9 protein-coding genes and 4 tRNA genes are annotated in these 11,119 nt (G+C 53.8%); 8 read left to right on the top strand and 5 right to left on the bottom strand.

Features of this window, described 5'->3' with window-relative positions; all coding sequences use genetic code 11:
• Window positions 1–4: 4 nt before the first annotated feature.
• The 6 genes from wecG (at window position 5) to ACUY4S_RS22310 (ending at window position 2,942) form a co-directional block, all read left to right on the top strand.
• Window positions 5–745, top strand: a complete 741-nt coding sequence (wecG, locus tag ACUY4S_RS22335) for a lipopolysaccharide N-acetylmannosaminouronosyltransferase (RefSeq protein ID WP_312692936.1) — start codon at window positions 5–7, stop codon at window positions 743–745.
• A gap of 257 nt (window positions 746–1,002) precedes the next feature.
• Window positions 1,003–2,388, top strand: a complete 1,386-nt coding sequence (gene thrP / locus ACUY4S_RS22330) for a bifunctional threonine/serine APC transporter ThrP (RefSeq protein ID WP_458023186.1) — start codon at window positions 1,003–1,005, stop codon at window positions 2,386–2,388.
• A 102-nt stretch (window positions 2,389–2,490) separates the two neighbouring features.
• Window positions 2,491–2,567, top strand: a tRNA-Arg gene (locus ACUY4S_RS22325).
• A gap of 69 nt (window positions 2,568–2,636) precedes the next feature.
• Window positions 2,637–2,712, top strand: a tRNA-His gene (locus ACUY4S_RS22320).
• A gap of 28 nt (window positions 2,713–2,740) precedes the next feature.
• A tRNA-Leu gene (locus ACUY4S_RS22315) sits at window positions 2,741–2,827 on the top strand.
• Between the two features lie 38 nt (window positions 2,828–2,865).
• A tRNA-Pro gene (locus ACUY4S_RS22310) sits at window positions 2,866–2,942 on the top strand.
• Window positions 2,943–3,493: 551 nt separating this feature from the next.
• On the opposite strand, the gene hemY is transcribed toward ACUY4S_RS22310, so the two are convergent.
• The 4 genes from hemY to hemC are packed head-to-tail and all read right to left on the bottom strand — an operon-like array spanning window position 3,494 to window position 7,553.
• Window positions 3,494–4,690 (bottom strand): protoheme IX biogenesis protein HemY, encoded by a 1,197-nt coding sequence (hemY, locus tag ACUY4S_RS22305; protein WP_458023185.1) that lies wholly within the window; start codon window positions 4,688–4,690, stop codon window positions 3,494–3,496.
• Window positions 4,691–4,692: 2 nt separating this feature from the next.
• The gene (hemX, locus tag ACUY4S_RS22300) at window positions 4,693–5,853 is read right to left on the bottom strand and encodes a uroporphyrinogen-III C-methyltransferase (protein WP_458023196.1); all 1,161 of its coding nucleotides are present in this window, start codon (window positions 5,851–5,853) and stop codon (window positions 4,693–4,695) included.
• Window positions 5,854–5,874: 21 nt separating this feature from the next.
• Window positions 5,875–6,615, bottom strand: a complete 741-nt coding sequence (gene hemD, locus ACUY4S_RS22295; RefSeq protein WP_458023184.1) for a uroporphyrinogen-III synthase — start codon at window positions 6,613–6,615, stop codon at window positions 5,875–5,877.
• Window positions 6,612–7,553 (bottom strand): hydroxymethylbilane synthase, encoded by a 942-nt coding sequence (gene hemC, locus ACUY4S_RS22290; protein ID WP_458023183.1) that lies wholly within the window; start codon window positions 7,551–7,553, stop codon window positions 6,612–6,614. The genes hemD and hemC overlap by 4 nt, the downstream gene beginning before the upstream one ends.
• A gap of 312 nt (window positions 7,554–7,865) precedes the next feature.
• On the opposite strand from hemC, the gene cyaA reads away from it, so the two are divergent.
• Entirely contained in the window at window positions 7,866–10,409 is a 2,544-nt protein-coding gene (cyaA, locus tag ACUY4S_RS22285) for a class I adenylate cyclase (protein ID WP_458023182.1), read from the top strand.
• Window positions 10,410–10,438: 29 nt separating this feature from the next.
• Here the strand turns inward: cyaA and cyaY are convergent, their stop codons facing one another.
• Window positions 10,439–10,759, bottom strand: a complete 321-nt coding sequence (gene cyaY / locus ACUY4S_RS22280; RefSeq protein ID WP_458023181.1) for an iron donor protein CyaY — start codon at window positions 10,757–10,759, stop codon at window positions 10,439–10,441.
• Between the two features lie 137 nt (window positions 10,760–10,896).
• On the opposite strand from cyaY, the gene lptM reads away from it, so the two are divergent.
• Complete coding sequence (gene lptM / locus ACUY4S_RS22275; RefSeq protein WP_458023180.1) at window positions 10,897–11,100, top strand: LPS translocon maturation chaperone LptM; 204 nt, start codon at window positions 10,897–10,899, stop codon at window positions 11,098–11,100.
• Window positions 11,101–11,119 lie beyond the last annotated feature (19 nt).

The following is an 11,119-nucleotide window of genomic DNA, read 5'->3' as shown; positions in this document are numbered from 1 at the left end:
AAACATGACGGACAAGACGGCAGCGCCGCTGTATGACCTGCGTGGTCTGAAACTGATTGGCTGGCGCGATATGCAACACGCGCTGGATTATCTCTATGCGGATGGCGACATAAAACAGGGTACGCTGGTCGCCATTAACGCCGAAAAGATGCTGACGCTGGAAGATGATGCCCAGGTCCGCGCCCTGATTGAGGCGGCAGAGTTTAAATATGCCGACGGTATCAGCGTGGTACGTTCCCTGCGCAAGAAGTTTCCTCAGGCGCGCGTGTCGCGGGTTGCGGGCGCCGATCTGTGGGAAAAACTGATGCAGCGTGCAGGCGAGAATGCGACACCGGTGTTTCTGGTGGGTGGTAAACCGGACGTGTTAGCGCAGACTGAGCAGAAACTGCGTGCGCAATGGCAAGTGAACATTGTCGGTAGCCAGAGTGGTTACTTCGAACCGTCACAACGGCAGGCTTTGTTTGAGCGTATCCGCGACAGTGGGGCAAAAATTGTCACCGTGGCCATGGGGTCGCCAAAACAGGAGATCCTGATGCGTGATTGCCGTGTGGTTTATCCTGATGCCCTGTATATGGGCGTTGGCGGGACGTATGACGTCTTTACAGGCCATGTTAAACGCGCGCCGAAGATCTGGCAGAAGCTGGGCCTCGAGTGGTTGTACCGGTTGTTGTCTCAGCCGACGCGCCTGGAGCGGCAGTTGCGGTTGTTGCGCTATTTACGCTGGCACTACAGCGGAAAACTCTAATTAACCCGGGCGGCGCAATGCGCTGCCTTTTTATTTTCTTCTGCTGTTTTATTGCGCATTACATTGATTTTTTTTATACATCATTTGCCATTTCCTCCGTTTTAAGAAACCATTCGCTCACTCATTGCAGTGCCGTGGTGTTTTTTGCGCCAACCCGTTTCTGGTCGGTGCCGCATGGTCTGTTATGAACTGAGAGAAAACTCATAACAATAACCCGCAAAGCGGGTAAAGAAAGAAGCAAACACAACAGAGGATTTATGGCTGACAACAAACCAGAGCTTCAGCGCGGGCTGGAGTCTCGACATATCGAATTAATTGCCCTTGGCGGCACTATCGGCGTGGGCCTTTTTATGGGCGCGGCCAGTACGCTGAAATGGGCAGGTCCGTCAGTATTGCTGGCATACATTATTGCCGGTCTTTTCGTCTTCTTTATCATGCGCTCGATGGGCGAAATGCTATTCCTTGAGCCGGTAGCCGGTTCTTTCGCTGTTTATGCGCACCGCTATATGAGCCCGTTTTTTGGTTATCTGACGGCGTGGTCCTACTGGTTTATGTGGATGGCTGTCGGCATTTCGGAAATTACCGCCATTGGCGTGTATGTCCAGTTCTGGTTCCCGGATCTTGCCCAATGGATACCCGCGCTTATTGCGGTGGCGCTGGTGGCGCTGGCCAATCTTGCTGCGGTGCGCCTGTACGGCGAAATCGAATTCTGGTTTGCGATGATCAAAGTGACCACCATCATTGTGATGATTGTGGTGGGGCTGGGCGTGATCTTCTTTGGATTTGGCAACGGCGGGCATTCAATTGGTTTTAGTAATCTGACCGAGCATGGCGGCTTTTTTGCAGGCGGCTGGAAAGGCTTCTTAACCGCGCTCTGTATTGTGGTTGCGTCCTATCAGGGCGTTGAACTGATTGGTATCACTGCCGGTGAAGCGAAAAATCCGCAAGTCACGTTGCGTAGCGCAGTCAGCAAGGTATTGTGGCGCATCCTGATTTTCTACGTGGGTGCGATTTTCGTGATCGTCACCATCTTTCCATGGAATGAAATTGGCACCAATGGTAGCCCCTTTGTGCTGACCTTTGCGAAGATTGGCATTACGGCTGCGGCAGGAATCATTAACTTTGTGGTGCTGACGGCGGCGCTGTCCGGCTGTAACAGCGGGATGTATAGCTGTGGTCGTATGCTGTATGCGCTGGCGAAAAACCGCCAACTGCCTGCTGCCGTGGCGAGAGTCTCTAAAAGCGGTGTTCCGGCGGTAGGCGTGACGATTTCTATCGTTATCCTGCTGATCGGCTCCTGTCTGAACTACATCATTCCGAATCCGCAGCGCGTCTTCGTTTATGTCTATAGCGCCAGCGTGCTGCCGGGTATGGTGCCGTGGTTTGTGATTCTGATTAGCCAGTTGCGTTTTCGTAAGGCGCACAAAGAGGCGATTGCCAGCCATCCGTTCCGCTCAATGCTGTTCCCATGGGCGAACTGGCTCACCATGGCGTTCCTGGTGTGCGTATTGATTGGGATGGGCTTTAACGATGACACGCGTATGTCGCTGTTTGTAGGTGTTATCTTCCTTGCTGCTGTGACGATGGCCTATAAGGTATTTCGTCTTAATCGACATGCTGTAACGCAAGGAGTGAGTGAATAAGAGGCAAAATGCGCAAAGCATAACCAAACGCGCATTTTCTTCAAAAAAGCACTAGACAGCCGCGCCCGAAGTCCGTACTATCCACCCCCGCAACGGCGCTACGCGCCCGTAGCTCAGCTGGATAGAGCGCTGCCCTCCGGAGGCAGAGGTCTCAGGTTCGAATCCTGTCGGGCGCGCCATTTAAACCCGGCGCTTGAGCTGCGGTGGTTCGTGAAATATCACGGTACCGCGTGAAAAGATTTACAGTGGTGGCTATAGCTCAGTTGGTAGAGCCCTGGATTGTGATTCCAGTTGTCGTGGGTTCGAGTCCCATTAGCCACCCCATTATTTAGCAGTAAAAGTTTCGTGGAATGCGAAGGTGGCGGAATTGGTAGACGCGCTAGCTTCAGGTGTTAGTGTCCTTACGGACGTGGGGGTTCAAGTCCCCCCCCTCGCACCACAACTTAGATTGAACAAAAAATTCAAAAAGCAGTACATCGGCGAGTAGCGCAGCTTGGTAGCGCAACTGGTTTGGGACCAGTGGGTCGGAGGTTCGAATCCTCTCTCGCCGACCACTTTTGAACCCCGCTTTTAGCGGGGTTTTTTGTTTTCTGATTTCCTGATAATCCCCTTTCTCACTGTTTTCTTTCGGCTGTTGCTGATAAGCGACAATCGGCCCCCTCTGCGTCGTTGAAAAGCGACATTTAACCCATTGATAATCATTAAATTGCATGAATGATGCGGCAACTGTCGTGACTGAGCGACAGTTCAGGCTGTCTAGACGCTGAATTTTGTTCTTCGGTAATGTCTGCGGATAAGTAAGGTGGGCAAAATGGCTGATTATTTAAAAGATTGCGCGGGTTAACATTTATTAATGCAGATCTGGCACGCTATGTGCAATAATATCTGGGTAGATGCTCATTCCATCTCTTATGCTCGCCTTCTGGCTTCATAAACTCAGGAATGATGCAGAGCCGTTTACGGTGCTTATCGTCCACAGACAGATGTCGCTTCGGCCTCATCAAACACCATGGACATAACGTTGAGTGAAGCACCCATTTGTTGTCAAACAGACCTGTTTTAACGCCAGCCCGGATACCGGACTGGCGTTTTTTTATGGGCGGGTTTATTGCGGTGGGTTGTTTTGCAGGGTCAGTAGCAGGCCATCACGACGCATAGTGGCGGCTTCCTCTGGTTGATGCAAACGATCGAGGCAATCAGCCAGCCAGGCGTAGTCAAACGCATCCGGACGCTGTTTCAGCGCCGCGCGGAAGGCCAGCGTCGCTTCCTGCCACTCGCCATGCTTCATCAAAGACTGGCCGAGCGTACTCCACAACAGCGGGCGATCGCCCTGCGTTTTGATCTGCTGACGCAGAACCTTCTCGATTTGCTGCGGATTGTTGGTTCTCAGACGCGGGATCACCAGCACCAGACGATCATCATACTGGCGTTTCAGCCCCTCAAGAATGATCGCTTGCGCCGTGTCATGATCGTCACATTCAATTAAATGATCGGCCATGGCGACCTGCAAAGCGACTTGTTGGCGGGTTTTGCGGCTCTGGTTCTTCCACCAGTTTCGCAAGCCTTCACTACCCTGATCGGCGCGCGCCTGGTCCATTATGCCAATCCATGCTTGCTGTTGCAGCACGTCGCGATGCTCTTCATCACCGACATTCGCTTTAGCCATAGAAGGGATGATATCCAGCAGAGATGTCCAGGCGCCGGTACGAATATAAGCCTGCTCAGCCAGACGCAACACTTCGGGATGACGCGGTGTGATCTCCAGTAGTTTATCGACACCGTGGCGTGCGGCATGATTCTCGTTGCGCGCCAGTTGCAGACGAACACGGGTAATCTCTACCGGGATCGGATCCTTATCCGCCAGTTCTGCCGCTCGCTCCAGATGTTGGTTCGCTCGGGTTTCGTCCCCACGCTGTTGGGCTGCTTCTGCTGCCAGCAGGTAATTGACCACCGGATGTTCAGCATGATCGGCATTTTTCGACATCAGCTTCTCTACTTGCTGATAATCGCCTTCCGCCAGTTTCAGCAACGCCAGTTCGGTCTGTTTACGCGCACGGCGGCGTTTACGGCCGACAAACCAGCCCCGGGTATGTGCGCCAGTGCGAAAAATCCGCCGCAGCAGCCATTCAAGCGCGAACATAACCAGCAATGCCAGCACCAAAATAATCACCAGCCCGGTCACGCTGGTTTCAATGTTGTAATTATCCGTCTGGATCAGCACATAGCCCTGATGGCCAGCAAGTATGGGACCCAGCACGATCCCCGCCAGCAGCAGTGCAAACAGTAACAGTACCTTCAGCATGCTTATTCTCCCTGCGCAGCAGCATCGGCGGCAGGCGCCTGATCGGACGGAGCGGCGGGTTGCGCCAACAGATTACGCACGCGCGTCTGCATCAGTTTTTCCAGGATGGGCTGGCTTTGTAGTGATTCCGGCAAGTCCATTGCGATGGTTTGCTGGCTCAACTTATCCACTTCTTCCAGAAAAGCTTTGGTAGTGGCGTCGTCGGTATCGTAGTAAGCGCGTACCCAGGTAGACACATTATCCAGCGCTTGTTTGTAAGTCTCTTCCTGATGACGCGGCACGGCCTGTGCAGCGACAAGCAGGCGTGAGCGAATATTCTCGCGCAGGTAGATATCCTGATTCGGTGCTAATAACGGTACGGCGGTTTCATCACGGCGGCGGATGGTGATAAAGCTGTCCATAAAGTTCTGCCAGCTTTTCTGCAGGTTTACGCGCCATTCGCTGATGGAACTGGACAGCTCGCCGCTGTCGGCATCCATCGGGGAGTCGTCATCGTTGTTATCCGCCAGACGTAGATTATCAATTTGGTTGGAAAGTTGATTCAGTTTAAGGATTGCGCCGTCGTAATCCACTTGGGTGATGGCCGAAAGGCTGGCGATGTCGACGGTAATCGCACGGCGGGCAGTGATCAGGCTGGGATCATTCATATCTGCGAGGCTTGCGTCTGCACTCTTCAACAGCGCTGCCGCTGTGGTGACATCCTGATCGCTCCACAGCTTACGCCCGGCAAGCTTAACCAGGAAATCTGCCTGCGCCAGCTGCCAGGTTTTTGCGTCAGAACCTGAAATGGTCGCCACTTTCCGCTGGACTTCATCGAGTTCTCTGGCGAGCGCATCCTGATGATGTTTGGCATCTTCAAGCTGGCTGGCCTGCTGTTTAATGATGCCTTCCAGTTCAGCGCGCTGTTTATCCTGCACCTGTTGCAACGCGATAACCTGGTTGGCTATCTCGCCATTGTTGCTGTGCAGAGTCGAAACTTGTTGTTTAACCCAACCATAAAGCCCGGCACCGGATGCCAGCGCAATGGCAATAGCGATGGCGCTGAGTACAAGGCTGGTCCGGTTTGTGCCGTTGCTCTTCTCTGCTTTTTGCGGCGGCGGCGTTGCGCCGTCGACCGTTTTGGTTTCTTCAACCGCGGCGGAGGAGTGTTGTTGTTCCGTCATCATGGCTTCCCATTATGAGAGTTATTGTAATGCGCGAAGCAGCGCATCGTTGTCTGCATTGTCAGCGACCTGAATATCCTGCCAGCCCAGTTCCCGGGCGAGGTGCGCCAGACGTTCACTGACCACCAACAGGCGGCAGCGAAGTAACCAATTTTCCCGATACCAGGGAGGGATAAGCGAAAACAGCTGTTGCATCATTTCGCCGCTGGTGACGACCAGCGTTGTCACCCCACGCGTATGCCAGCGCATCGCTTCTTCTGCGCCGTCATAGAATTTTGCACTGCGTTGATAACATTCGCAGAATTCCACCTTCGCACCCCGTGCGCGCAGCGTTTCTGCCAACATTTCGCGCCCGCCGTTACCCCGTAAGATTAGCGCATGCTTGCCCTGAACACTTTGCAATTCAGGTAATTGTAGTAACACTTCGCTGGTTTCCCGATCAAGAGGGTACCGCACATCAAGCCCGCTAACAGTATGCAGCGCCAGTGCGGTGCTGCGCCCGATGGCGAAATAACGCGGTAGCGAAGGAAAGCGCGTGCCCGCTTGCTGCAGGTGCGCATGGGCAAACGTCACCGCCTGCTGCGACAGTGCAAATACCATGTCGTCGGCGGTTAAGGCTGCCAGTCGTTTAGGTAAAGAGACGAGTTCCCGACCAGGCGTAAACTCAATAAGTGGAAAGCTCCAGGCCACCTGCCCCAGTGCGCGCAAGCGGCTCACTAATTCTTCCCCTGCGGGGGATGGGCGAGTGACCAGAATACTCATTCGGGGGCTTCTCCGTTGTAGACGTCGGTCAGAATGGCGCGGGCGCCATTGTTCAAAAGTTCTTCCGCCAGCGAGACACCTAACTGTTCGGCGTCCGCCGGGTTACCGCGGCGCTCGCCGCGTACCATCCGGGAGCCGTCCGGTGCACCCACCAGCGCACGCAGCCAGATTTCACCCTCAATCAGTTCAGCATAGCTGCCAATCGGCACTTGGCACCCGCCTTCAAGACGGGTATTCATGGCGCGTTCGGCTTTAACGCGCGCCGCCGTGTCGGCATGATTCAGCGGCTGCAACAGCGCGCGCGTACGTGCATCATCCAGCCGGCACTCAATTCCGACCGCACCCTGACCGACTGCCGGCAGGGAGGTTTCCGGCGGTAACGCCACACGTATGCGGGACGCGAGTCCAAGACGGTTGAGACCGGCAACAGCGAGGATAATGGCATCGTACTCGCCATTATCCAGCTTGCTCAGACGTGTTCCCACATTACCGCGCAGGGAGCGAATTTGCAGATCCGGACGTCGCGCTGCCAACTGACATTGACGGCGTAAACTTGACGTACCAACAACGCTGCCAACCGGGAGATCGTCCAGCGAGTTATACCGGTTGGAGACAAAGGCGTCGCGGGGGTCGTCACGCTCGCAAATGGTCACCAAGCCCAGCCCTTGCGGAAAGTCGACCGGCACATCTTTCATCGAATGCACGGCGATATCGGCGCGGTTTTCAAGCAGTGCCAGCTCAAGTTCTTTCACAAACAGACCTTTGCCGCCGACTTTGGCAAGTGGAGTGTCGAGGATCACGTCGCCACGTGTGACCATGGGCACCAGTTCTACTGTGAGTCCGGGGTGGTTCGCCTCAAGGCGTTCCTTAACGTATTGTGCCTGCCAGAGCGCAAGGGGACTCTGTCGTGTGGCAATTCTTAAAACATTGTCTAACATGCTTGTTACCGTCGTTATCGTCCGTTGACCATCCTAACATTGTTGCCTTAGGGTGTCAGTGTTCGCGGATGATCGGTGCAGAGAGAAAGGCATTGCCCCGCCATACAGGCGCAGTGCAGGCCGTAATTAGGAATTTACAGATAGCGTTTGGTGCTACACTGGTATGTAGCGCATCTTTCTTTACGGTCAATGAGCAAGGTGTTAAATTGATCACGTTTTAGACCATTTTTTCGTCTGTGCCCCCGAGAGCGATAAGGGCGAAAAATCGGTAACGGCTATTTTGGATTTTCTGTAAACATCAGGCGATATGTCTTGTACCTCTATATTGAGACTCTGAAACAGAGACTGGATGCCATCAATCAACTGCGTGTGGATCGCGCGCTTGCTGCCATGGGCCCTGCTTTTCAGCAGGTATACAGTCTGCTGCCGACATTGCTGCATTACCACCATCCGCTGATGCCGGGTTACCTCGACGGTAACGTTCCCCAGGGCATTTGCCTTTACACGCCTGATGAAAATCAACTTCATTACCTGAACGAACTTGAACTGCATCGTGGGTTCCCGCCGCAGGAATCGCCGAAAGGCGAGCTGCCCATTACGGGTATCTACTCCATGGGCAGTACTTCTTCGGTCGGGCAAAGCTGCTCCTCTGACCTGGACATCTGGGTCTGCCACCAATCCTGGCTCGATAACGAAGAGCGTCAACTGCTGCAGCGTAAATGTAGCCTGCTGGAAAGCTGGGCCGCATCGCTGGGCGTGGAAGTGAGCTTCTTCCTGATCGACGAAAACCGTTTCCGTCATAACGAAAGCGGTAGCCTGGGTGGTGAAGATTGCGGTTCAACGCAGCATATCTTGTTGTTGGATGAGTTTTATCGTACGGCAGTGCGCCTGGCGGGTAAGCGTATTCTGTGGAATATGGTGCCGGGCGATGAAGAAGAGCATTACGACGATTACGTGATGACGCTTTACGCGCAGGGGGTATTAACCCCGAACGAGTGGCTTGACCTTGGCGGCTTAAGCACACTGTCTGCGGAAGAGTATTTCGGCGCGAGCCTGTGGCAGCTATATAAAAGTATCGACTCGCCGTACAAAGCCGTTTTGAAAACACTGCTGCTTGAAGCTTACTCTTGGGAATATCCCAATACCCGCTTGTTGGCGAAAGACATTAAACAGCGTCTGCACGATGGTGAAATCGTCTCCTTTGGGCTCGATCACTATTGCATGATGCTCGAGCGCGTTACCCAGTACCTGACGGCGGTAGACGACCCAACCCGCCTTGATCTTGCGCGTCGATGTTTCTACTTAAAAGTGTGCGAGAAACTGAGCCGTGAACGCGCCTGCGTGGGCTGGCGTCGTGAAGTGATTACGCAGTTGGTCAAAGAGTGGGGCTGGGACGATGCGCGGGTCGCGATGCTGGATAACCGCGCAAACTGGAAAATCGATCAGGTGCGCGAGGCGCACAACGAATTGCTTGATGCAATGATGCAGAGCTACCGTAACCTGATCCGCTTTGCCCGCCGTAATAACCTGAGTGTTTCCGCCAGTCCGCAGGATATCGGGGTGTTAACCCGTAAGCTGTACGCTGCCTTTGAGGCACTGCCGGGTAAAGTCACGCTGGTGAATCCGCAAATCTCGCCGGATCTCTCCGAACCGAATTTAACCTTTATTCATGTTCCGCCGGGGCGCGCAAACCGTTCAGGTTGGTATTTATACAACCGTGCGCCGAACATGGACTCCATCGTTAGCCATCAGCCGCTGGAATATAACCGCTATCTGAATAAGCTGGTGGCCTGGGCCTGGTTCAACGGGTTGTTGACCTCGCGTACGCACCTGTTTATTAAAGGCAATGGCATTGTTGATCTGGCGAAGCTGCAGGAAATGGTGGCGGATGTGTCGCATCACTTCCCGCTGCGCTTACCTGCGCCGACGCCGAAAGCGCTTTATAGCCCGTGTGAAATCCGCCATCTGGCCATTATTGTCAACCTGGAATACGACCCGACAGCGGCGTTCCGTAACCAGGTCGTGCATTTTGATTTTCGTAAGCTGGATGTCTTCAGTTTCGGTGAACAGCAAAACTGCCTGGTAGGCAGTGTTGATCTGCTGTATCGCAACTCGTGGAATGAAGTCCGTACGCTGCACTTCAACGGCGAACAGGCAATGATTGAAGCGCTGAAAACCATTCTTGGAAAAATGCACCAGGATGCCGCACCACCGGATAGTGTAGAAGTGTTCTGCTATAGCCAGCATTTGCGCGGTTTGATTCGTACGCGCGTGCAGCAGCTGGTGTCTGAATGCATTGAACTGCGTCTCTCCAGTACCCGCCAGGAGACCGGGCGTTTTAAAGCGTTGCGCGTCGCGGGTCAGACGTGGGGCCTGTTCTTCGAGCGTTTGAACGTGTCGGTGCAGAAACTGGAAAACGCCATTGAATTTTACGGCGCGATTTCGCACAACAAGCTGCACGGGCTGTCTGTGCAGGTCGAAACCAATCAGGTTCAGCTTCCAGCGGTGGTGGATGGTTTTGCCAGCGAAGGCATCATTCAGTTCTTCTTTGAAGAGACGGGCGAAGACGGCTTTAACATCTATATTCTGGATGAGAGCAACCGCGCTGAAGTCTATCATCACTGCGAAGGTAGCAAAGAGGAACTGGTGCGCGACGTGAGCCGTTTCTATTCATCGTCCCATGACCGCTTCACTTACGGTTCAAGCTTTATCAACTTCAACCTGCCTCAGTTCTACCAGATCGTGAACGTGGAAGGGCGCGCGCAGGTGATTCCGTTCCGTAATCAGACGATCAGTACTGCTATCCCGGCGAATCAGGATAACGACACGCCGCTATTGCAGCAGTACTTCTCGTAAGGACATTGCCCGGCAACCGGGCAATAAACTCAGCGGAAACTCACTGTTTCACCCGCCTGCTGACTTGCTGCCTGCTCCAGCAGATCCCAGAATGTTTCGCCGCTGCGATCGCAAACCCACACATCGCCTTTCAGATCGAAGTGGTAGCCGCCCTGTTTGGTGGCCAGCCACACCTGGTGCAGTGGTTCCTGGCGATTGATGATAATTTTGCTGCCGTTTTCAAAACTGATGGTTAATACGCCGCCATTGATCTCGCAGTCGATATCGCTGTCACCGTCCCAGTCATCAAGACGTTCTTCAATGGTCAGCCACAGGCCGTCGGCGAGGCGATGAAATTCACTGTCGTTCATGCTGTTTTCCTGTTTTTTATGATGGCAGCAGTATAACGCGAAACATTTCCCGTTGCCCTAAACGCGCAAACTCTTGCTTTTGTGTCTTCTCCTGCGATGATAGAAAGCAGAAAGGATGAACTTACAGGCAACCAATAATGAAAGATGTGTTTCGCACGCTCGCCGTGCTGCTGACTTTGTTCAGCTTGACGGGCTGTGGTCTGAAAGGGCCGCTCTACTTCCCGCCTGCAGATAAGACCGCCCCGCCGCCAACCAAAACGCAGTCAAGCACGATCCAGTCAACGACGCCGGATCGTAACGATCGCGGTGACAGCGGTTCTCCGACTCAGGTGAATTACTGACGCTACCGTGCTGTATCCG

It is taken from the genome of Kosakonia beeri (assembly GCF_054165705.1).
This window is presented reverse-complemented; position numbering and strand designations above follow the sequence as displayed.